A 21,888-nucleotide genomic window follows, 5' to 3' on the forward strand; every position below is an offset into this window, starting at 1 on the left:
GAAGGGGCGCGGCCGGGGGAACAGGGCCGAGCGCGCGGAGCCTCCCGAGGAACGAGGGAGGCGAGCACGGTCGGCCCTGTGAGCCCGGCTTGAGCGCCCGGGAGGCGAACCGAGCCCAAAAAAGGGGGAGCGCTCACAGCAGGCTCGCGCGCCGGGTGAGAGCAAGGTTCCGTTCCCGTCACCTCGCGGCACCGGGCTGAAACGAGGCCTCCCTAGCGTCTGTGGCAGGTGGACCGGGGCTGTGGACGCCCCAGGACCCGACACCCGCGGAGGTACGACATGGGCGGCGGCCGGTGGATCGAACAGTGGGAGCCGGAGGACGAGACCTTCTGGCGCGAGAAGGGAGAGCGGATCGCCCGGAGGAATCTGCTCTTCTCCGTGCTCTCCGAGCACATCGGCTTCTCGATCTGGAGCCTGTGGTCGGTCATGGTGCTCTTCATGGGGCCCCAGTACGGGGTCGACCCGGCCGGGAAGTTCTTCCTGATCGCGACCGCGACCTTCGTCGGCGCGCTGATCCGGATCCCGTACACCTTCTCCGTCGCCCGCTTCGGCGGCCGTAACTGGACGGTCTTCAGCGCCCTGCTGCTCCTGCTGCCCACCGGCCTCGCCTTCGCGGTCATGGAGCCCGGCACTTCCTATACGACCTTCGTGGTGGTGGCCGCGCTCACCGGTGTCGGCGGTGGCAACTTCGCCTCCTCGATGACCAACATCAACGCCTTCTTCCCGCTGCGGAAGAAGGGCTGGGCGCTCGGCCTGAACGCGGGCGGCGGCAACATCGGCGTCCCCGTCGTCCAGCTCGTCGGCCTTCTCGTCATCGGCACCGCCGGAGCCATGCACCCGAGGATCGTGCTCGGCGTCTACCTCCCCCTGATCGTGGTCGCCGCCGTGTGCTCCCTGTTCTTCATGGACAACCTCGCCCCCGTCAAGAACGACACCGGGGCCGCGAAGGAGGCCGTGCGGGCCCGCCACACCTGGATCATGGCCTTCCTGTACATCGGCTGCTTCGGCTCGTTCATCGGCTACAGCTTCGCCTTCGGCCTCGTGCTCCAGACCCAGTTCGGACGCACCCCGCTCCAGGCCGCGTCCCTCACCTTCATCGGACCGCTGCTCGGCTCGCTGATCCGGCCCATCGGCGGCTCCCTCGCCGACCGGCACGGCGGCGCCCGCATCACCCTGTGGACCTTCGTCGCGATGGCCGCGGCGACGGGCGTGGTGATCTACGCCTCCGTCGTCGAGTCGCTCGCCGTCTTCCTCGTCGGATTCATCGCCCTGTTCGCCCTCAGCGGCCTCGGCAACGGCTCCACGTTCAAGATGATCCCGGCGATCTTCCTCGCCCAGGGGCACCGCAAGGGGCTCGCGGGAGACGCCGCGGAGGCCTACGGCCGGCGCCTCTCGGGGGCCGCCATGGGCCTCATCGGAGCGGTCGGCGCGCTCGGCGGACTCGGCATCAACCTCGCCTTCCGCCAGTCCTTCCAGACCGCGGGCACCGGCACGGCGGCCTTCGTCGCCTTCCTCGCCTTCTACGCGGCCTGCATCGTCGTCACCTGGGCGGTATACCTTCGGCGCCCCACCGCCGTCCCCGCGACCGCCGAGGCCGTCACCTCGTCGGAGCCCCGGCCCGGCTACGCGAAGGTGTGATCCCCGGTGCCCGGCGCGGACCGTAACGACCAGGAAATACGGGCGAACCGAGTCTGTCACGCGTCCCCGTCAGGCTCTGGCCCCATGGACGAGCAAGAACACGGCCCCCTCGCCGGCTTCACCGTCGGCGTCACCGCGGCGCGGCGCGCGGACGAACTCATCGCGCTGCTGCGCCGGCGCGGCGCGGCCGTCGTCCACGGCCCCGCCCTGCGGATCGTGCCCCTCGCGGACGACACCGAGCTCCTCGCCGCCACCAAGGAACTCATCGGCCACGCCCCGGACGTCGTCGTCGCCACCACGGCGATCGGCTTCCGGGGCTGGGTCGAGGCGGCCGACGGCTGGGGGTACGGCGAGGAGCTCCTCGCCGTCCTGCGGGACGTCGAACTCCTCGCCCGCGGGCCCAAGGTCAAGGGAGCCGTACGGGCCGCAGGACTCACCGAGTCCTGGTCGCCCAGCTCGGAGTCCATGGCCGAGGTCCTCGACCGGCTCCTCGCCGAGGGCGTCGACGGCCGACGGATCGCGCTCCAGCTGCACGGGGAGCCGCTGCCCGGGTTCGTGGAGGCGCTCACCGCCGGCGGCGCCCAGGTCGTCGGCGTCCCCGTCTACCGCTGGATGCCCCCGGAGGACCTCGGGCCCCTCGACCGGCTCCTCGACGCGGTCATCGGCCGCGCCCTGGACGCCGTCACCTTCACCAGCGCCCCGGCCGCGGCCTCGCTGTTCTCGCGGGCCGGGGAGAGGGGCGTACGGACCGACCTCGTGAGCGCGCTGCGGCACGACGTGCTCGCGGTGTGCGTGGGGCCCGTGACGGCCCTGCCGCTGCAGGCGGAGGGCATCGACACGTACCAGCCGGAGCGCTTCCGGCTCGGCCCGCTCGTCCAGGTGCTCTGCAAGGAGCTGCCCGCCCGCACCCAGGTCCTGCCGGTGGCCGGCCACCGGGTGGAGGTCCGCGGCCACGCCGTCCTCGTCGACGGCGTGCTGCGGCCCGTCCCGCCCGCCGGGATGGCCCTCCTCGGGCTCCTGGCCCGCCGCCCGGGCTGGGTGGTGTCCCGGGCCGACCTGCTGCGGGCGCTGCCCGGCGCGGGCCGGGACGAGCACGCGGTGGAGACGGCGATGGCCCGCCTCCGGGCGGCCCTCGGCACACCGAAGCTGATCCAGACGGTGGTGAAGCGGGGGTACCGGCTGGCGCTCGACCCGTCGGCGGACGAGAAGTACGACGGGTAGCGGATATCGGATATCGGATACCGAGTACGGGAGCGCGACGGGACGTGCCAAGGGGGGCGCGGGCAGGGGCTGACGGCGCGTGGGAGTGCGCCGGTACCGTACGCGGATGATCAGCGAAGGACTCCGCATCCGCCCCGCCCTGCCCGAGGACGCGCACGCGCTCGCCGTCGCCCTGCTGAAGAACCGGTCCCACATGAAGCCCTGGGAGCCCTACCGGCCCGAGCGGTACTACACCGCGGAGGCGCAGGCCGAGCGTCTCGCCGACGGCGGGGTGCGGTGGTTCGCCGTCGAGGGGGACGCCATCGTGGGGGCCGTCATCCTCTCCGGGATCGTCCTCGGACCCTTCCGCAGCGCCTCCCTCGGCTACTGGGTCGACCGGGACCACACCGGCCGGGGTCTCGCCACCGCGCTCACCGCGGAAGCCTGCCGGGGCGCCCGCGAGGAGCTGGGGCTGCACCGCCTGGAGGCGGGCACCGTCCTGGACCACCACGTGTCCCAACGCGTCCTGGAGAAGAGCGGGTTCAGCCGCATCGGGACCGCCCCCCGCTACCTCCACATCGACGGGGAATGGCGCGACCACCACCTCTTCCAGCGCCTCCTGCACGACGACCCGCCGCCCGGCGTTCCGGCCGGTACTCCCTCGAACGGCGATCTCGCCTGACACGGCCCCTTCCGGTGGCGTACGCTCGACGGCTGCCCAGTGCACGTCAGAAGGGGGCCTTAGGTGGCCGCGCAGGAAGCCGTGGACACGGTCAGAGACCGTGAGATCGGTGTCGAGCAGGAACATCTGGATCACGTCTACCGCCGGCTGGAGGAGAAGATCCACGAGGCGGAGTTCCTGATGAACGACGCCGCCCAGCGGGGCCAGGTCGGCACGCCCGGCGCCCTCGCCGAGCGCGACGCCCAGGTCTTCCGTGCCGGCATCCACCTCAACCGGCTCAACAACGAGTTCGAGGACTTCCTCTTCGGCCGGATCGATCTCCTTTACGGGAAGGACGGGAAGAAGGGGCCCGACGGCGCCTACACCTCGATCGAGCCCGCCGAGGACGCCGTACGCCCCGACAACACGGCCGACATCGGAGAGACCCTCCACATCGGCCGGATCGGAGTCCTCGACTCCGACTACGCGCCGCTGGTCATCGACTGGCGCGCGCCCGCCGCCGCGCCCTTCTACCGGTCCACCCCGGTCGACCCCGGCCGGGTCGTGCGCCGTCGCGTCATCCGCTCCAAGGGCCGCCAGGTCCTCGGCGTCGAGGACGACCTGATGCGTCCGGAGCTGCGGGCCACCCTCGACGGGCGCGAGCTGCCCGTGATCGGCGACGGCGCCCTGATGGCCGCCCTCGGCCAGGCCCGCAGCCACACCATGCGGGACATCGTCTCCTCCATCCAGGCGGAGCAGGACATGGTCATCCGCGCGCCCGCCGCCTCCGTGACGTACGTGGAGGGCGGCCCCGGCACCGGCAAGACGGCCGTGGCCCTGCACCGGGCCGCGTACCTGCTCTACCAGGACCGGCGGCGGTACGCGGGCGGCATCCTGATCGTCTCGCCGACCCCGCTCCTCGTCTCGTACACCGAGGGCGTGCTGCCCTCGCTCGGCGAGGAGGGCCAGGTCGCCATCCGGGCCGTCGGCAGCCTCGTCGACGGCGTCGAGGCCACCGCCTACGACGATCCGGCCGTCGCCCGGATCAAGGGCTCCTCCCGGATGCTCCACGTGCTGCGCAAGGCCGCCCGCGGCGCCCTGGAGACCCCGGCGCCCAGGACCAGCCAGCCCGAGCTGGGAGACGACGACGAGGCCCCGGTGCGCGCGGGCACGCCCACGCGCCTGCGGGTCGTCGCCTTCGGGCGCCGCCTGGAGCTGGAGGCGGACGAGCTGCGGCGCATCCGCCACAACGTCCTCGGCGGCACCGCACCCGTCAACCTGCTCCGGCCGCGCGCCCGCCGGCTGCTCCTCGACGCGCTGTACTCCAAGTCGGGCGCGGTCGGCCGGCACAGCGACCCGGAGCTTGCCGCCGAGCTGCGCTCCTCCTTCGACGAGGACGTCTCCACCGAGGACTCCTTCCTCGCCTTCCTCGACGCCTGGTGGCCCGAGCTCACCCCCCGCCGGGTGCTCGACGCGATGGCCGACGAGCGGCGGCTCGGCCGCTGGGCCCGCCGCATCCTCAACCCGGGCGAGGTGCGGCGGCTCGCCCGCTCCTTGCGCCGCAAGGAGCTGTCGGTCCACGACGTGGCCCTCCTCGACGAGCTGAACACCCTCGTCGGGGCCCCGGCGCGGCCGAGGAAGCGCCGGGAGTACGACCCGCTGGACCAGCTCACGGGCCTGGAAGAGCTCATGCCCGTACGGGAGGAGACCCAGCGCGAGCGGGCCGAGCGGCTCGCCGCCGAGCGCACCGAGTACGCGCACGTGATCGTCGACGAGGCCCAGGACCTGACGCCCATGCAGTGGCGGATGGTCGGGCGACGCGGCCGGCACGCCACCTGGACGGTGGTGGGCGACCCCGCGCAGTCCTCCTGGTCGGATCCGGACGAGGCCGCCGAGGCCCGCGACGAGGCCCTCGGCTCCCGGCCGCGGCGCCGCTTCGAGCTGACCGTGAACTACCGGAACCCGGCGGAGATCGCCGAGCTCGCCGCCAAGGTGCTCGCCCTCGCCATGCCGGGCAAGGAGTCGCCGCGCGCGGTCCGCTCGACGGGCGTCGAGCCCCGCTTCGTGGCCGTTCCCGACAAGACCGCTGACACCGGTCTGGCCGAAACCGTACGGTCCGAGGCGCGGCTGCTCCTGGAGCGGGTGGAGGGCACGGTCGGTGTCGTCGTCGCCATGAACCGGCGGACGGAGGCGGCCCGCTGGCTCGCCGACCTGGGCGACCGGGTGGTGGCGCTCGGCTCCCTGGAGGCCAAGGGCCTGGAGTACGACGCCACGGTGGTCGTCTCGCCCGCGGAGATCGCGGACGAGTCCCCGGCCGGTCTGCGGGTGCTCTACGTGGCCCTCACCCGGGCGACGCAGCAGCTCACCGTGGTGGCGGGGGCGGGCGACATGCCGGACGAGGCGGGGGTGCCGGACCTGCTGAGGGACTGAGCCGACAGAAGGCGCCCGGGGGCTGATTTCCGGTCAACCTGTGGCGCTGGAATCACCAAGCAGGGTGGTTTGTTAGCCTTGTCGTGGCACCGGCTCGATCCAAGCCCCCGGGCCCAACCTTCGTCCCTCTGAGGGACCACTTGCCGCGAGGCGAGCATGGCGGGTCGGTGCCACTTAGACGTTCTGTTGTGTGTAGCTACGAAGTCGAGGCTCCTGTCACCCCTGGTGGCGGGGGCCTCTTCTGTTTCCCGGAAGCTTCTCGTATGGTGGAAACTACTTTCCGAAAACAAAATGACCGCATTACCTGCTACCGGCAGGTAGGTGCGACCATCGGAGGGCGCCGCCGGGCAACCAGCCGGGGCGGCGTAGCAACGAAGCTCAGGGAAAGCAGAGGAACTCGGCCATGGCAACGGCGCCCAGCGTCTCGTATTCGATGACGGTCCGGCTGGAGGTTCCCGCGAGCGGAACCGCGGTCTCCCAGCTCACCACGGCGGTGGAGTCCCACGGCGGATCCGTCACCGGCCTCGACGTGACCGCCTCCGGCCACGAGAAGCTCCGCATCGACGTCACCATCGCCGCGACCTCCACGGCGCACGCCGACGAGATCGTCGAGCAGCTGCGGACCATCGAGGGCGTCACCCTCGGCAAGGTCTCCGACCGTACGTTCCTGATGCACCTCGGCGGCAAGATCGAGATGGCGTCCAAGCACCCCATCCGCAACCGTGACGACCTCTCGATGATCTACACCCCGGGCGTCGCCCGTGTGTGCATGGCCATCGCGGAGAACCCCGAGGACGCGCGCCGCCTCACCATCAAGCGCAACTCCGTCGCGGTCGTCACCGACGGCTCCGCCGTCCTCGGCCTCGGCAACATCGGCCCGATGGCCGCCCTGCCCGTCATGGAGGGCAAGGCCGCCCTCTTCAAGCGCTTCGCCGGCATCGACGCCTGGCCGATCTGCCTCGACACCCAGGACACCGACGAGATCGTCGCGATCGTCAAGGCCATCGCCCCCGGCTTCGCGGGCATCAACCTGGAGGACATCTCCGCGCCGCGCTGCTTCGAGATCGAGGCCCGGCTGCGCGAGGCCCTCGACATCCCGGTCTTCCACGACGACCAGCACGGCACCGCGATCGTCGTCCTCGCCGCCCTCACCAACGCGCTGCGCGTGGTGAACAAGGGCATCGGCGACGTGCGGGTCGTCATGTCCGGGGCCGGCGCGGCCGGTACGGCCATCCTCAAGCTGCTGATCGCGGCGGGCGTCAAGCACGCCGTCGTCGCCGACATCCAGGGCGTCGTCCACGCGGGCCGCGCGGACCTCGTGGAGGCCCCGGCCGACTCGCCGCTGCGCTGGATCGCCGACAACACCAACCCGGAGGGCGTCACCGGCACCCTCAAGGAGGCCGTCGTCGGCGCGGACGTCTTCATCGGCGTCTCGGCCCCGAACCTGCTGGGCGCCGAGGACGTCGCCGCCATGGCGGAGGACGCCATCGTCTTCGCGCTCGCGAACCCCGACCCGGAGGTCGACCCGGCCGCCGCCCGGCAGACCGCCGCGGTCGTCGCCACCGGTCGTTCCGACTTCCCGAACCAGATCAACAACGTGCTGGTCTTCCCGGGTGTCTTCCGCGGTCTGCTCGACGCCCAGTCCCGGACGGTCAACACCGAGATGATGCTCGCGGCGGCCACCGCCCTCGCCGACGTGGTCACCGACGACGAGCTGAACGCGAACTACATCATCCCGTCGGTCTTCAACGACAAGGTCGCCGGCGCGGTCGCCGGAGCGGTGCGCAACGCGGCGAAGGCGGCGGGCGCGGGCTCGGCGGCGACCGGGCGCTGACGGCGCGTCGCGATTCGCGGAGCCGTAAACCCGCCTTTAGGGTGGCTTTTCGGCTCCGCGTGGTTTTCGTGGAGTCGACAGGAGTCGACAGAACGTCACCACCACGGGGCTCCGGCGCTTTTCGTGTGACCCGAGGGGGTGCCGGATTGGCGTTCCCGCCGCTGGTGGGGGCAGGATGCGTGTTTGGGCGCGAGGGTCTGTCATTAGACCCGGGTCCGGGGACTGTCCGAAGGCCCTGGCAGCATCGGCTTCGCTGTACCCAATCACGCGGCTTCCGCCGCGTGGCACGCCTCACAGGCAAGAAGAACACGGGAGTAACAACATGAACCGCAGTGAGCTGGTGGCCGCCCTGGCCGACCGCGCCGAGGTGACCCGCAAGGACGCCGACGCCGTGCTGGCCGCTCTCGCCGAGACCGTCGGTGAGGTCGTCGCCAAGGGCGACGAGAAGGTCACCATCCCCGGCTTCCTGACCTTCGAGCGCACCCACCGTGCCGCTCGCACCGCTCGTAACCCGCAGACCGGCGACCCGATCGACATCCCGGCCGGCTACAGCGTGAAGGTCTCCGCGGGCTCGAAGCTCAAGGAAGCCGCCAAGGGCAAGTAGTGACACCCGCCGAGGCGAGCAGGGCAGCCGGAGCACGTAAGGCGGCCCGCCGAGGCACGTAAGGCAGCCTAGAGGCGCAGAAAGGGCGGCCACCCTGTCAGGGGGTGGCCGCCCTTTCGTATGGGCCTGTACGGGCCCACAGGGGCCCGTGACGGCTCAGAGCGACCGGCACCTGGGCGGCGGCGTCGCCCCCAGGTGCCGGGCGGTCTCACACCAGCGCGCTGCCCGGCAGTTCGACCTTGGCGCCGAGCTCGATGAGCTTCTCCATGAAGTTCTCGTAGCCGCGGTTGATCAGCTCGATGCCGTGCACCCGGGAGGTGCCCTGGGCCGCGAGGGCCGCGATCAGGTACGAGAAGCCGCCGCGCAGGTCGGGGATGACCAGATCGGCGCCCTGGAGCCGGGTGGGGCCCGACACGACCGCGGAGTGCAGGAAGTTGCGCTGGCCGAAGCGGCAGTCCGAGCCGCCGAGGCACTCGCGGTACAGCTGGATGTGCGCACCCATCTGGTTGAGCGCGGAGGTGAAGCCGAGCCGCGACTCGTAGACCGTCTCGTGGATGATCGACAGGCCGGAGGCCTGCGTCAGGGCCACGACCAGGGGCTGCTGCCAGTCCGTCTGGAAGCCGGGGTGCACGTCCGTCTCCAGGTGGATCGCGTTGAGCGAGCCGCCCGGGTGCCAGAAGCGGATGCCCTCGTCGTCGATCTCGAAGGCGCCACCCACCTTCCGGTACGTGTTGAGGAAGGTCATCATCGAGCGCTGCTGGGCGCCGCGCACGTAGATGTTGCCCTCGGTGGCGAGCGCCGCGGACGCCCAGGAGGCCGCCTCCAGGCGGTCCGGGAGCGCCCGGTGGGTGTAGCCGTCGAGACGGTCGACACCCGTGATCCGGATGGTCCGGTCGGTGTCCATGGAGATGATCGCGCCCATTTTCTGCAGGACGCAGATCAGGTCCTCGATCTCGGGCTCCACGGCGGCGTTCGACAGCTCGGTGACGCCCTCGGCGAGCACGGCCGTGAGCAGCACCTGCTCGGTCGATCCGACCGAGGGGTACGGCAGCCGGATCTTGCAACCGCGAAGGCGCTGCGGGGCCTCCAGGTACTGCCCGTCGTCCCGCTTCTCGATGGTGGCGCCGAACTGGCGCAGCACGTCGAAGTGGAAGTCGATGGGCCGGCCGCCGATGTCGCAGCCGCCGAGGCCCGGGATGAAGGCGTGGCCGAGGCGGTGCAGCAGCGGGCCGCAGAAGAGGATCGGGATGCGCGACGAGCCGGCATGGGCGTCGATGTCGGCGACGTTCGCGGACTCCACGTGCGTCGGGTCGAGGACGAGTTCGCCGGGCTCCTCGCCCGGACGGACCGTCACCCCGTGCAGCTGGAGCAGTCCGCGCACCACGCGGACGTCACGGATGTCGGGCACATTGCGCAGGCGGCTCGGGCCGCTGCCGAGCAGGGCGGCGACCATCGCCTTGGGCACGAGGTTCTTCGCGCCGCGAACGCGGATCTCGCCCTCCAGCGGGGTGCCGCCATGGACGAGCAGTACATCGTGACTGTCTGTGCCGGTCATGAATCTCGCGTTCCGGAGTGGGGTCGGTCGGGTGGCCAGTGAAAAGGGTAAGGGGCCATGAGACCTCTCTTGGATGCCTCACGGGGCCTGTCAGACGTAATGAATTCGGCACAACACCCTCTGTTCCCGTGATCTTGCGGAGCGTCACCGTCCGCTTCCTTCGGCGAGGGGCCGCCCGGGCCCCGTCCCTTCCCGTCTGAACTGCGGCTCCGGAACGCGACGGGCGCCGCCTTCCCCGTATCCGGCCCGACAACCCCCGCGAACGCCGAAGATGCGAGATCATGTGTCGCATGACCGAGGTGTCCTCGCTCACAGGACGACTGCTCGTCGCCACCCCCGCGCTCGCGGACCCGAATTTCGACCGCGCGGTGGTGCTCCTCCTCGACCACGACGACGAGGGCTCCCTCGGCGTGGTCCTCAACCGGCCGACCCCGGTCACCGTCGGCGACATCCTCGCGCCCTGGGCCGAACTCGCCGGCGAACCCGGCGTCGTCTTCCAGGGCGGCCCCGTCTCGCTCGACGCGGCCCTCGGCATCGCCGTCATCCCCGGCGACGAGGGCCCGCTCGGCTGGCGGCGGGTGTTCGGGGCGATCGGCCTGGTCGACCTGGAGGCCCCGCCCGAGCTGCTCGGCCCGGCCCTCGGCTCGCTGCGGATCTTCGCCGGGTACGCGGGCTGGGGCCCCGGCCAGCTGGAGACCGAGCTCGGCGACGGCGCCTGGTACGTGGTCGAATCGGAGCCCGGCGACGTGTCGTCGCCGCGGCCCGAGGACCTCTGGCGACAGGTCCTCAGACGGCAGCGCGGCGACCTCGCGATGATCGCGACCTACCCCGACGACCCGTCCCTCAACTGAGGCCCCCGGCTTTCAGTACCCTTGGCGGTTATGAGCACTCTCGAGCCCGAGCGCGGGGCAGGTACGGGAACCCTCGTCGAGCCGACGCCGCAGGTGTCCCACGGTGACGGCGACCACGAGCGCTACGCCCATTACGTCCAGAAGGACAAGATCATGGCGAGCGCCCTCGACGGCACGCCCGTCGTGGCACTGTGCGGAAAGGTCTGGGTGCCGGGGCGCGACCCCAAGAAGTACCCGGTCTGTCCGATGTGCAAGGAGATCTACGAATCCATGGGCGCCGGCGGTGGCGACAAGGACAAGGGCGGTAAGGGCGGCAAGGACAAGTAAGCGCGGCTCCTGACGTCGGGGACGGCCCCCGTCGTACGTACTTCGGTGCGTGCGGCGGGGGCCGTTCCGCGTTCCCGGGGCGCGGCGGGGTGCGGGCGGCGTGCAGGAGGGGCGCGGAAGCGGGCGCGGCCGTTGCGGAGGGTGCTTCCGGTGGTCACGGAGTGGTTGAGGTGGTCGAGACCTCTTGTCCGGCCGCCGGAGGCGCGCCTAACCTCACGGGTGTTGTGCAGAACGAAACGCTCGTTGCGCATGTTGCAACGCATGCTCGGAGGGGAACCGTTTCATGAAGCTTTCCGCCCTCCCCCAAGCTCTCGGCTTCGCTCGAGCAGGGGGGACCCCCATCACCGCCACCGTTGCCGCACTCCTGATCGCCGCGCTCACCGCCACCGCCTGCGCGCCCCAGACCTCCGGCGGGCAGGCCACGACCGACGAGAAGAGCGGAACCCTGCGCGTCTGGCTCTTCCAGGAGGTGAACAACAAGCCCAAGGAACAGGTCGTCGCGCAGGCCGTCGCCGCCTTCGAGAAGAACCACCCGGGCGCGAAGGCCGAGGTCGAGTACATCCCCGTCGAGACCCGCGCCCAGCGCGTCAAGGCCGCCTTCAACGACCCCGCCTCCGCGCCCGACCTCATCGAGTACGGCAACACCGACACCGCCGGATACGTCAAGGACGGCGGACTCGCCGACATCAGCGCCGAGTTCACGGCCTGGGACGACGCCAAGGACACCGACCCCACCGCGAAGCAGTCCGTCACCGTCGCGGGGAAGGTCTACGGCGCCCCGCTCTTCGTCGGCGTCCGCGCCCTCTACTACCGCACCGACGTCTTCCGGGAACTGGGCCTCACCGCCCCCAGGACCCAGGCCGAACTCGTCACCACCGCCAAGAAGATCCGCAAGGCGAAGCCCGAGCTCTACGGCATCGCCGTCGGCGGCGCCTACACCTACGGCGCCATGCCCTTCGTCTGGGCGGCCGGCGGCGAACTCGCCACCGCGCACGGCGACACGTACAAGGCCGCCGTCAACAGCGAGGCCGCCCGCACGGGCATCACCACGTACACCTCGCTCTTCGGCGACGACAACTGCCCCGCCGCCAAGTGCGCCCAGATGGGCGGCAACGCCACCGTCACCGCCTTCGCCGCGGGCAAGGCCGGCATGGCCATCGGCGGCGACTTCAGCCACGCCGCCGTCGAGGCGGGCGCCGTGAAGGGCAAGTACGCCGTCGTGCCGCTGCCCGGCACCGCCCCCGGCTCCATCGCCCCCGCCTTCGCGGGCGGCAACAACATCGGCGTGCTCAGGAGCACCTCCCACCGCACCCTCGCCGTCGACCTCCTCAAGTCCCTGACCGGCAAGGAGACCCAGGGAAGGCTCTTCGACGCGATGGGCTTCCTGCCCACGTACACCGACGTCCGCGCCTCTGCCGCCCAGCGGCAGCCCTTCGTGAAGCCCTTCATCGACACCCTCGGCGCGGGCACCAGGTTCGTCCCCGCGTCTCCCGGCTGGGGCGCCATCGACGCCTCCCTCGTCCTGCCCACGATGTTCCAGGAGGTCGTCAGCGGCCGTAAGGACGTCAAGGCGGCGGCCGACGACGCCGCGAAGAAGATGGACGCGGCGTTCGCCGCCGCGGGCTGACGAGCATGACCACGACCAGCCGTACGGGCACGGCCCGGACGACGAGCGGTGCGGACAAGGCCGGGGCGGCGAACGGTGCGGACAAGGCCGGGGCGCCGCACCGTGAGGGCCGGGCGGCGAACCGTTCGGGCCTGGCGCGTGGGCGCGGCTCCGGGTGGACGCCCTGGCTCTACCTCCTGCCCGCCCTCGCCGTCCTCGGCGCACTGCTCCTCTACCCGATCTACCAGCTCGGGCTCATCTCCTTCCTGGAGTACACCCAGGCCCAGGTCAGCGGCGGCGAACCCACCTCCTTCAAGGGCTTCGGCAACTACACGGCCCTCTTCGCCGACCCCCAGTTCCGGCAGGTCCTCCTCGCCACCGTCCTCTTCGCCGCCGCCTGCGTCGTCACCACGCTCGCCGTCGGCTGCGCCCTCGCCGTACTCCTCACGCGCGTGCGCGCCCTGCCCCGGCTCGTCCTGATGCTGGCCGCGCTCGGCGCCTGGGCCACCCCCGCGATCACCGGCTCCACCGTCTGGGTCTTCCTCTTCGACCCCGACTTCGGCCCCGTCAACCGACTCCTCGGGCTCGGCGACTTCTCCTGGACGTACGGGCGGTACAGCGCCTTCGCCCTCGTCCTCCTCGAAGTCGTCTGGTGCTCGTTCCCGTTCGTGATGGTCACCGTCTACGCGGGCATCAGGGCCATCCCGTCCGAGGTCCTGGAGGCCGCCGCCCTCGACGGCGCCTCGCAGTGGCGGATCTGGCGCTCGGTCATGGCCCCTGCCCTCCGGCCGATCCTGGTCGTCGTCACGATCCAGTCGGTCATCTGGGACTTCAAGATCTTCACCCAGATCTACGTGATGACGAACGGCGGCGGCATCGCCGGCCAGAACCTCGTCCTCAACGTGTACGCCTACCAGAAGGCCTTCGCCTCCTCCGAGTACAGCCTGGGCTCGGCCATCGGCGTCGTCACGCTGCTCATCCTGCTGGCCGTGACCCTCGTGTACCTGCGCCTGCTGCGACGCCGGGGAGAAGAACTGTGAGCCTGTTCAGCGCCCTCCGCCTCTTCCGCCCCCGCCGTCCAGGGCGCCTCGCCGCCGAGGCCGTCACCCTCCTCGTCGCCGCCGCCGTCGCCTTCCCGCTCTACTGGATGGTCCTCTCGGCCTTCAAGCCGGCCGGCGAGATCCAGTCCACGAACCCGCGGCCGTGGACGCTGTCCCCGTCCCTCGACTCGTTCCGGCGCGTCTTCGAACAGCAGGACTTCGGCCGCTACTTCCTCAACTCGCTGACCGTCGCCGTCACCGTCGTCCTCGCCTCCGCCCTCATCGCCTTCCTCGCGGCGACGGCGGTCACCCGGTTCCGCTTCCGGTTCCGGACGACGCTCCTGATCATGTTCCTGGTCGCCCAGATGGTGCCCGTCGAGGCCCTCACCATCCCGCTGTTCTTCCTCATGCGGGACGCCGGCCAGCTCAACACCCTCGGCTCGCTGATCCTGCCGCACATCGCCTTCTCGCTGCCCTTCGCGATCTGGATGCTGCGCGGCTTCGTCAAGGCGGTCCCGGAAGCCCTGGAGGAACAGGCCCAGATCGACGGCGCGAGCCGCAGCAGGTTCCTGTGGCAGATCCTCTTCCCGCTCGTCTTCCCCGGCCTCGTCGCGACGAGCGTCTTCTCGTTCATCTCGACCTGGAACGACTTCCTCTTCGCGAAGTCCTTCCTCATCAGCGACACCTCGCAGTCGACCCTCCCGATGGCGCTGCTCGTCTTCTTCAAGCCCGACGAGAACGACTGGGGAGGCATCATGGCCGGCTCGACCGTGATGACGGTCCCGGTGCTCGTCTTCTTCGTACTCGTACAGCGCCGCCTGGTCTCGGGGCTCGGCGGGGCGGTGAAGGACTGACACGATGCCCCAGACCCAGACCAAGGACGACGACCTGATCCCGGCGCCCTCGCGGGTCGAAGGGCCCTCCCGCCGCGCCTTCCTCCTCGACCGGCGGACGACCCTGGACGCCGCCCCCGGAACCGAGACCACCGCCCGCTGGCTGCGCACCACCCTCGGAGCCGCCTTCGGGCTCCCGCTGCCGGACACGGCCGACGAGAACGCCACCCACAGCATCCGGCTGCGCCTCGACGACACCCTCGCCCCCGAGGCGTACCGGCTCGACGTGCTGCCGGACCAGGTCGCCGAGATCACCGGCGGAGGCCCGGCCGGGGTCTTCTGGGGCGCCCAGACCCTGCGCCAGCTCCTCGGCCCCGACGCCTTCCGCAAGGCGCCGACGAAGGCGACGGCGAAGGAGGAGCCGGTCGCGGTGGTGACCACGCAGACGATCGAGGACGCCCCCCGCTTCGGCTGGCGCGGCCTCCTCCTCGACGTGGCCCGGCACTTCCTGCCCAAGGACGACGTCCTGCGGTACCTGGACCTCCTCGCCGCCCACAAGCTCAACGTCCTCCACCTCCACCTCACCGACGACCAGGGCTGGCGCATCGAGATCAGGCGCCACCCCCGGCTCACCGAGATCGGCTCCTGGCGGGCCCGCAGCAAGTGGGGACACCGGGCCTCGCCGCTCTGGGACGAGACCCCGCACGGCGGGTTCTACACCCAGGACGACATCCGCGAGATCGTCGCCTACGCGGCCGAGCGGCACATCACCGTCGTCCCCGAGATCGACCTCCCCGGCCACTCGCAGGCCGCCATCGCCGCGTACCCCGAACTCGGCAACACCGACGTCGTCGACACGACCGCCCTCACCGTCTGGGACACCTGGGGCGTCAACCCCAACGTCCTCGCCCCCACCGAGGCCGTCCTGCGCTTCTACGAGGGCGTCTTCGAGGAGGTCCTCGACCTCTTCCCCGCGGCCACGTCGCCCTTCGTCCACGTAGGCGGCGACGAGTGCCCCAAGGACCAGTGGAAGGCCTCCCCGGCCGCACAGGCCCGCATCGAGGAGCTGGGGGTGGGGGACGAGGACGGCCTCCAGTCCTGGTTCATCCGCCACTTCGACCGCTGGCTCACCGCCCGGGGCCGGCGCCTCATCGGCTGGGACGAGATCCTGGAGGGCGGCCTCGCCGAGGGCGCGGCCGTGTCGTCCTGGCGGGGGTACGCGGGCGGCGTCGCCGCCGCCGAGGCCGGCCACGACGTCGTCATGTGCCCCGAGCAGCAGGTCTACCTGGACCACCGTCAGGCGCCCGGCGAGGAGGAGCCGATGCCCATCGGGTACGTACGCACCCTGGAGGACGTCTACCGCTTCGAGCCCGTCCCACCGGGGCTCTCGCCGGAGGCCGCCGCCCACATCCTGGGCACCCAGGCCAACGTCTGGACCGAGGTCATGGAGAACCGCTCACGGATCGACTACCAGGTCTTCCCGCGCCTCGCCGCCTTCGCCGAGGTCGCCTGGTCCGCGCTGCCCGCGCCGGAGGCGCGCGACTACACCGGCTTCGAGCGCCGCATGCACACCCACTACCGGCGGCTCGACGCCCTCGGCGTCGACTACCGGCCACCCGCGGGACCCCACCCCCGGCAGCAGCGCCCAGGGGTCCTGGGCCGCCCCCTGGAAGGCACGCCCCCGATCGTGTGAGGGACCCGACGTCCCCCTTCACCCAAGAGCGGCGAAACGGAAGTTACCGTCGTTCTGCGGGGCGTCCCGGACGGAACAGTCCTTCGCGGACCCTCGCGCCGGACCGCTCGGAAGATGTGCCAGAGTTGCCACGTCCGGCCTGTGAGCACGTACCGTACGCCCACACGCAGGCGCGACCGCCGGGCACATTCGGGGACCACCGGGACACCGGGAAGGGGCAGCGGGTTGACCACGCACGCACCACAGACGGCGCAGTCCGTGACGCTGCCCGCCTCGCTCGACGAGGCCGTGGCGGCGCTCACGGCCATGCCGGCCGCCGTCCCCGTCGCCGGTGGCACCGACCTGATGGCCGCCGTCAACAAAGGCCAGCTCCGCCCCGCCGGACTCGTCGGCCTGAGCCGCATCAACGAGATCCGCGGCTGGCAGTACCAGGACGGACACGCCCTCCTCGGCGCGGGCCTCACCCACGCCCGGATGGGCCGCCCCGACTTCGCCGCCCTCATCCCGGCCCTCGCCGCCGCCTCCCGCGCCGCGGGACCGCCCCAGATCCGCAACGCGGGCACCCTCGGCGGCAACGTCGTCACCGCCGCGCCCAGCGGCGACTCGCTGCCCGTCCTCGCCGCCCTCGAAGCCGACCTGGTCGTCCTCGGGCCGCTCGGCAACCGCGAGATCCCCGTCTCCCACCTGCTCGCCGGCCGCGACCTGCTGGCCCCCGGCGAACTCGTCGCCTTCGTCCGCGTCCCGCTGCTTCACGCCCCCCAGGTCTTCCTCAAGGCCACCGGCCGCACCGGCCCGGCCCGCGCCACCGCCTCCGTCGCCGTCGTCCTCGACCCGGCCAGGCGCGGCGTGCGCTGCGCGGTCGGCGCCGTCGCCCCGATGCCGCTGCGCCCGCTGGAGGCCGAGCGATGGATCGCCTCGCTCGTGGACTGGGACAACGACCGGGGGCTCGCGCCGGAGGCGCTCACGGCGTTCGGCGAGTACGTCGCCGCCGCCTGCATCCCCGACCCGCCGGGCGACGAACAGTTGCCGCCCGCCGTACTGCACCTGCGGCGCACCGTCGCCGCACTCGCCCGACGGGCACTGGGGAGGGCACTGTCGTGAGCAGCAACGACCAGCAGCACCAGGACTCCGGCGGCTGGGAGCCGATCCCGCAGAGCGAGGGGTACGACGGGGACGCGACCGCGTTCGTCCAGCTGCCGCCCGACTTCATGCTGGACGGCGTCCCCCTGGAGGCGCCCGGCCACGGCTACGTACCGCCCATGATCACGCCGCTCCAGCCGCTCAACCCGGGGACGGACCCGGCGGCGACGGGCACGTGGACGGTGCACGTGCCGACGCAGGCGGAGCAGACGCAGTACTTCGACGGAGCCGGCGCCGGAGCCGGAGCCGGGGCCGGGTACGCCGAGTACGCGGGACCCGAGTACCCCGAGTACCCCGAGTGCCCCGGGTACACGGAGCAGCGGCCCGAGTCCTTCGGACGGCCGGGTCAGGCCGGTCAGAGCGGATACTCCGAGCAGATCGAGCAGATCGAGCACCTGGGGTACGTCCAGCAGGACCCGCACGCGACGGCCGAGTGGCGATTCACGGAGCCGGCGGCGCCCGCAGGACCCGGCGCCACGGGCCAGTGGCAGATCCCGGCACTGCCGGACACGGAGCAGGCGCCGGAGGCGACGGACGAGTTCGCCGCGTCGGCCGTCAGGCCGTACGCCGAGGCCCCGGCCACCCTGCCGGGCGGCGCACCCGCTCCGTGGGTGCTCGCGGAGGACGAGAGGGCCGGGGAGGCGGGGGCCGACGACGAGCCGGCCACCACCGCCGTGGAAACCGCCCCCGGCGGGACGCCGGCCGACGGCGCGGAGGCGGAGCCGGCCGCGGCCGGAGCGACCGCCGTGGCGCCCGGCCATGCCCCCGAACACGGGCCGGGCCTCGTACCGGACCGCGCGCCCGACTTCGTACCCGGTCCGAGGTCCGACTCCGCACCCGGTCATACCCCGGAACCCGGCGCCGACCTCACGCCTGACCCCACGGCCGACGACCTCGCATCGGACCCGGAGGTCACGCCCGAGCCCACGGCCGACCTCGCGCCCGAGCTCGCGCCCGACCTCACGCCCAGCGCGAACGTCCACGCCTCCACCGACAGCGACGAGCACCCCCACACCTCGTACACCCTCCGCGTCAACGGCGTGGACCGTCCCGTCACCGGTTCCTGGATCGGCGAGTCCCTGCTCTACGTCCTGCGCGAGCGCCTCGGCCTCGCCGGTGCCAAGGACGGCTGCTCGCAGGGCGAGTGCGGCGCGTGCAACGTGCAGGTCGACGGCCGGCTCGTGGCGTCCTGCCTGGTTCCCGCGGCGACCGCCGCCGAGAGCGAGGTACGGACGGTCGAGGGCCTCGCGACCGACGGGGAGCCCTCGGACGTGCAGCGGGCCATGGCCAAGTGCGGCACCGTCCAGTGCGGCTTCTGCATCCCCGGCATGTGCATGACCGTGCACGACCTTCTCGAGGGCAACCACGCGCCCACCGAACTCGAGACCCGCCAGGCGCTCGCCGGCAACCTGTGCCGCTGCTCCGGCTACCGGGGCGTGCTCGAAGCAGTACGGGACGTCGTCGCCGAGCGCGAGGCGAGCGCGGCGGCCACCGCGGCCGACGGCGCCGACGGGCCCCGTGTCCCGCACCAGATCCCGCACCCGCACGACGGAGGCATGGCGTGAGCAGCGACGCGACCACCGCCGTTCCCACGGCCCCTGACCTCCCCGGCTCCCCGGGCCAGGAGCCGTCCGCGCCGCACGGCCTCGGGACCTCGCTCCCGCAGGCCGAGGCGCGGGCGAAGACCGAGGGCACCTTCCCTTACGCCTCCGACCTGTGGGCCGAGGGACTGCTCTGGGCCGCGATCCTGCGCTCCCCGCACCCGCACGCCCGCATCGTGTCCGTCGACACCAGCGCCGCGACCGCGATGCCGGGCGTACGGGCCGTGGTGACGGCCGCCGACGTGCCCGGCGCCGCGACGTACGGCCGGCAGGTCGCCGACCGGCCGGTGTTCGCCGCCGAGCTGGTCAGGCACCACGGCGAGGCGCTCGCCGCCGTCGCCGCCGACCACCCCGACACGGCCCGCCTCGCCGCCGCCGCGATCAGCGTCGAGTACGAACTCCTCGACCCGGTCACCGACCCGGAGAAGGCGTTCGCGGCGGAGGCGCTGCACCCCGACGGAAACCTGATCCGGCACATCCCGCTGCGCTTCGGCGACCCGGAGGCGACCGGCGAGGTCGTCGTCGAGGGCCTGTACCGGATCGGGCGCCAGGACCCGGCGCCGATCGGCGCGGAGGCGGGCCTCGCCGTACCGCGCCCCGACGGCGGCGTCGAGATCTACACCGCCTCCACCGACCCGCACACCGACCGGGACCTGGCCGCCGCCTGCTTCGGCCTGCCGTCCGAGCAGGTCAAGCTGGTCGTCACCGGCGTCCCCGGCGCCACCGGCGACCGTGAGGACCCGGGGTTCCAGATCCCGCTGGGCCTGCTCGCGCTGCGCACCGGCTGCCCGGTCAAGCTCACCGCCACCCGCGAGGAGTCCTTCCTCGGCCACGCCCACCGCCACCCCACCCTGCTGCGCTACCGCCACCACGCGGACGCGGAAGGGCGCCTGGTGAAGGTGGAGGCGCAGATCCTGCTCGACGCGGGCGCCTACGCCGACTCCTCCTCCGAGTCCCTCGCGGCGGCCGTGGCCTTCGCCTGCGGCCCGTACGTCGTCCCGCACGCCTTCGTCGAAGGCTGGGCGGTCCGTACGAACAACCCGCCGTCCGGCCATGTGCGGGGCGAGGGCGCGATGCAGGTCTGCGCGGCGTACGAGGCGCAGATGGACAAACTCGCGGCGAAACTGGGCGTGGACCCGGCCGAGCTGCGTATGCGGAACGTCATGGCGACCGGCGACATCCTGCCCACGGGCCAGACGGTCACCTGCCCGGCCCCGGTGGCCGAACTCCTCTCCGCCGTACGTGACTTCCCCCTCCCCGCCCTCCCCAAGGACACCCCGGAGGGCGAGTGGCTGCTGCCAGGCGGCCCCGAGGGCGCGGGCGAACCCGGCGCCGTGCGGCGGGGCGTGGGGTACGCGCTCGGCATGGTGCACATGCTGGGCGCGGAGGGCACCGACGAGGTGTCCACGGCGACCGTACGGGTCCAGGACGGCGTGGCCACGGTCATCTGCTCGGCCGTGGACACCGGTTCGGGCTTCTCGACGCTCGCCCGGCAGATCGTGCAGGACACCCTCGGGATCGACGAGGTCCACGTCGCGCCCGTCGACACCGACCAGCCGCCGGCCGGACCGGCCGCGCACGGCCGCCACACCTGGGTCTCGGGCGGGGCGGTGGAGCGGGCCGCGAAGATGGTGCGCACGCAGCTTCTCCAGCCGCTGGCCCACCAGTTCGGCATGTCGACGGAACTTCTCCAGATCACCGACGGCAAGATCACCTCGTACGACGGTGTCCTCTCGACCACGGTCACCGAGGCGATGGACGGCAAGGAACTCTGGGCAACCGCCCAGTGCCGCCCCCACCCCACAGAGCCGCTCGACGATTCGGGCCAGGGCGACGCGTTCGTCGGCCTCGCGTTCTGCGCGATCCGCGCGGTGGTCGACGTGGACATCGAACTCGGCGCCGTGCGCGTCGTGGAGATGGCCGTCGCCCAGGACGTCGGCCGGATCCTCAACCCGGCCCAGCTCACCGCCCGCATCGAGGCGGGCGTCACCCAGGGCGTCGGCGCGGCCCTCACGGAGAACCTCCGCACCGCCCGCGGTCTGGTCCGGCACCCCGACTTCACGGGCTACGCACTCCCGACATCCCTGGATGCCCCGGACATTCGCATCGTGAAACTCGTCGAGGAACGCGACGTGGTGGCCCCCTTCGGCGCCAAGGCGGCGAGCGCGATCCCCGTCGTCACCTCACCCGCCGCGGTGGCCTCAGCGGTACGCGCGGCGACCGGACGCCCGATCAACCGCCTCCCGATCCGCCCCCAGGCGGCCGTCGCCGTGCCCAATTCGTAACCATGTGATGTCCGTTGCTTGTGCAACCCCGGGGTGCGCACTGTCGTCGTTCCCAACTACAGTGAACTTCTAGACTTGGCAGTGCCGCACGGGTGTTCAACGGGGGAGGAGCGCGAGCGTGGAAGCCTATATGGACGGGGCAGGGATGCGCGCCATGAGCAGGGAGGCCGTGCTCTACAACACGGAATCCATGTCGGAGTTCAAGGCGGGCATCGACGGCCTGATCGAGATGCTCACCTCCTCGGAGGCCGGCCCGGGCAAGATGAAGAGCGACCCGTTGTCGCGCACCAAGTTCGGCGGCGGTGGTGCGGCCTGGGGCGAGGCGACGGGCATCTACACCTCGTACGAGACCGTCCTCAGGCAGTTGACGGAGCTCTCCGGACTGCTGCAGGACTGCCTGGAGGGCCTTGGCATCGCGGTCGTCGCGTCCAAGGACGGCTTCCAGCAGATGGACGACGACATCAAGCAGAAGATGATCGGCATTCACCAGCGGACCGAGGACGCCAAGGCGAAGGCGGACCGCGAGGCCGGCCGCATCCCGGAGACCGGCAAGGATCGGACGGGCGACGAAGGCGGCGGCTACCAGTAGG

The 21,888-nt window shown here is 71.9% G+C and carries 17 protein-coding genes; 16 read left to right on the forward strand and 1 reads right to left on the reverse strand.

Going from position 1 to position 21,888, the window contains the following annotated elements; all coding sequences use genetic code 11:
* Positions 1 to 279: 279 nt before the first annotated feature.
* The 6 genes from IO20_RS0115740 to IO20_RS0115765 all read left to right on the forward strand — a co-directional run bounded on the left by IO20_RS0115740 (position 280) and on the right by IO20_RS0115765 (position 8,367).
* A complete protein-coding gene (locus IO20_RS0115740; RefSeq protein ID WP_030554609.1) occupies positions 280 to 1,638 on the forward strand; it encodes a nitrate/nitrite transporter in 1,359 nt (452 codons plus the stop codon).
* 84 nt (positions 1,639 to 1,722) lie between these two features.
* Positions 1,723 to 2,859, forward strand: a complete 1,137-nt coding sequence (locus IO20_RS0115745; RefSeq protein WP_030554611.1) for a uroporphyrinogen-III synthase — start codon at positions 1,723 to 1,725, stop codon at positions 2,857 to 2,859.
* Between the two features lie 106 nt (positions 2,860 to 2,965).
* Positions 2,966 to 3,520, forward strand: a complete 555-nt coding sequence (locus IO20_RS0115750; RefSeq protein ID WP_037635610.1) for a GNAT family N-acetyltransferase — start codon at positions 2,966 to 2,968, stop codon at positions 3,518 to 3,520.
* Positions 3,521 to 3,583: 63 nt separating this feature from the next.
* A complete protein-coding gene (locus tag IO20_RS0115755; protein ID WP_030554615.1) occupies positions 3,584 to 5,929 on the forward strand; it encodes a HelD family protein in 2,346 nt (781 codons plus the stop codon).
* A gap of 403 nt (positions 5,930 to 6,332) precedes the next feature.
* Entirely contained in the window at positions 6,333 to 7,763 is a 1,431-nt protein-coding gene (locus IO20_RS0115760; protein ID WP_030554617.1) for an NAD-dependent malic enzyme, read from the forward strand.
* A 322-nt stretch (positions 7,764 to 8,085) separates the two neighbouring features.
* Positions 8,086 to 8,367 carry an HU family DNA-binding protein gene (locus IO20_RS0115765; protein ID WP_015033921.1) on the forward strand — a complete coding sequence of 94 codons (282 nt, stop codon included), beginning with the start codon at positions 8,086 to 8,088 and terminating at the stop codon, positions 8,365 to 8,367.
* A gap of 208 nt (positions 8,368 to 8,575) precedes the next feature.
* Here IO20_RS0115765 and murA read toward each other — a convergent pair whose 3' ends face one another.
* Positions 8,576 to 9,922 carry a UDP-N-acetylglucosamine 1-carboxyvinyltransferase gene (gene murA / locus IO20_RS0115770; RefSeq protein WP_030554619.1) on the reverse strand — a complete coding sequence of 449 codons (1,347 nt, stop codon included), beginning with the start codon at positions 9,920 to 9,922 and terminating at the stop codon, positions 8,576 to 8,578.
* Positions 9,923 to 10,212: 290 nt separating this feature from the next.
* Here murA and IO20_RS0115775 point away from each other — a divergent pair, with 290 nt between their 5' ends.
* The 10 genes from IO20_RS0115775 to IO20_RS0115820 all read left to right on the forward strand — a co-directional run bounded on the left by IO20_RS0115775 (position 10,213) and on the right by IO20_RS0115820 (position 21,887).
* Complete coding sequence (locus IO20_RS0115775; RefSeq protein ID WP_030554621.1) at positions 10,213 to 10,773, forward strand: YqgE/AlgH family protein; 561 nt, start codon at positions 10,213 to 10,215, stop codon at positions 10,771 to 10,773.
* A gap of 30 nt (positions 10,774 to 10,803) precedes the next feature.
* A complete protein-coding gene (locus IO20_RS0115780; RefSeq protein ID WP_030223158.1) occupies positions 10,804 to 11,100 on the forward strand; it encodes a DUF3039 domain-containing protein in 297 nt (98 codons plus the stop codon).
* Between the two features lie 283 nt (positions 11,101 to 11,383).
* On the forward strand, positions 11,384 to 12,727 hold the full coding sequence (locus tag IO20_RS0115785) for an extracellular solute-binding protein (protein WP_051874716.1): 1,344 nt from the start codon (positions 11,384 to 11,386) through the stop codon (positions 12,725 to 12,727).
* Positions 12,728 to 12,732: 5 nt separating this feature from the next.
* A complete protein-coding gene (locus tag IO20_RS0115790) occupies positions 12,733 to 13,746 on the forward strand; it encodes a carbohydrate ABC transporter permease (RefSeq protein WP_030554629.1) in 1,014 nt (337 codons plus the stop codon).
* Positions 13,743 to 14,600, forward strand: a complete 858-nt coding sequence (locus IO20_RS0115795; RefSeq protein ID WP_030554631.1) for a carbohydrate ABC transporter permease — start codon at positions 13,743 to 13,745, stop codon at positions 14,598 to 14,600. Before IO20_RS0115790 ends, IO20_RS0115795 begins: the two co-directional genes overlap by 4 nt.
* 4 nt (positions 14,601 to 14,604) lie before the next feature.
* A complete protein-coding gene (locus tag IO20_RS0115800; protein WP_030554632.1) occupies positions 14,605 to 16,272 on the forward strand; it encodes a beta-N-acetylhexosaminidase in 1,668 nt (555 codons plus the stop codon).
* A gap of 225 nt (positions 16,273 to 16,497) precedes the next feature.
* A complete protein-coding gene (locus tag IO20_RS0115805) occupies positions 16,498 to 17,373 on the forward strand; it encodes an FAD binding domain-containing protein (protein ID WP_030554633.1) in 876 nt (291 codons plus the stop codon).
* The gene (locus tag IO20_RS0115810; protein WP_030554634.1) at positions 17,370 to 18,977 is read left to right on the forward strand and encodes a (2Fe-2S)-binding protein; all 1,608 of its coding nucleotides are present in this window, start codon (positions 17,370 to 17,372) and stop codon (positions 18,975 to 18,977) included. Before IO20_RS0115805 ends, IO20_RS0115810 begins: the two co-directional genes overlap by 4 nt.
* Positions 18,974 to 21,298, forward strand: a complete 2,325-nt coding sequence (locus IO20_RS0115815; RefSeq protein ID WP_030554635.1) for a xanthine dehydrogenase family protein molybdopterin-binding subunit — start codon at positions 18,974 to 18,976, stop codon at positions 21,296 to 21,298. The genes IO20_RS0115810 and IO20_RS0115815 overlap by 4 nt, the downstream gene beginning before the upstream one ends.
* Before the next feature lie 154 nt (positions 21,299 to 21,452).
* Positions 21,453 to 21,887, forward strand: coding sequence for a DUF2563 family protein (locus tag IO20_RS0115820; RefSeq protein WP_030221798.1), 435 nt, complete (start codon positions 21,453 to 21,455; stop codon positions 21,885 to 21,887).
* Position 21,888: the final 1 nt, after the last annotated feature.

The sequence above is a fragment of the Streptomyces exfoliatus genome (assembly GCF_000725545.1).
In the GTDB taxonomy this organism is placed as follows: domain Bacteria; phylum Actinomycetota; class Actinomycetes; order Streptomycetales; family Streptomycetaceae; genus Streptomyces; species Streptomyces exfoliatus.

Excerpts from the sequence above, each read along its gene's own strand:
- IO20_RS0115740 (WP_030554609.1), top strand. The coding sequence starts at position 280 with ATGGGCGGCGGCCGGTGGATCGAACAGTGGGAGCCGGAGGACGAGACC.
- IO20_RS0115745 (WP_030554611.1), top strand. The coding sequence starts at position 1,723 with ATGGACGAGCAAGAACACGGCCCCCTCGCCGGCTTCACCGTCGGCGTC.
- IO20_RS0115750 (WP_037635610.1), top strand. The coding sequence starts at position 2,966 with ATGATCAGCGAAGGACTCCGCATCCGCCCCGCCCTGCCCGAGGACGCG.
- IO20_RS0115760 (WP_030554617.1), top strand. The coding sequence starts at position 6,333 with ATGGCAACGGCGCCCAGCGTCTCGTATTCGATGACGGTCCGGCTGGAG.
- IO20_RS0115765 (WP_015033921.1), top strand. The coding sequence starts at position 8,086 with ATGAACCGCAGTGAGCTGGTGGCCGCCCTGGCCGACCGCGCCGAGGTG.
- murA (WP_030554619.1), bottom strand. The coding sequence starts at position 9,922 with ATGACCGGCACAGACAGTCACGATGTACTGCTCGTCCATGGCGGCACC.
- IO20_RS0115775 (WP_030554621.1), top strand. The coding sequence starts at position 10,213 with ATGACCGAGGTGTCCTCGCTCACAGGACGACTGCTCGTCGCCACCCCC.
- IO20_RS0115780 (WP_030223158.1), top strand. The coding sequence starts at position 10,804 with ATGAGCACTCTCGAGCCCGAGCGCGGGGCAGGTACGGGAACCCTCGTC.
- IO20_RS0115785 (WP_051874716.1), top strand. The coding sequence starts at position 11,384 with ATGAAGCTTTCCGCCCTCCCCCAAGCTCTCGGCTTCGCTCGAGCAGGG.
- IO20_RS0115790 (WP_030554629.1), top strand. The coding sequence starts at position 12,733 with ATGACCACGACCAGCCGTACGGGCACGGCCCGGACGACGAGCGGTGCG.
- IO20_RS0115800 (WP_030554632.1), top strand. The coding sequence starts at position 14,605 with ATGCCCCAGACCCAGACCAAGGACGACGACCTGATCCCGGCGCCCTCG.
- IO20_RS0115820 (WP_030221798.1), top strand. The coding sequence starts at position 21,453 with ATGAGCAGGGAGGCCGTGCTCTACAACACGGAATCCATGTCGGAGTTC.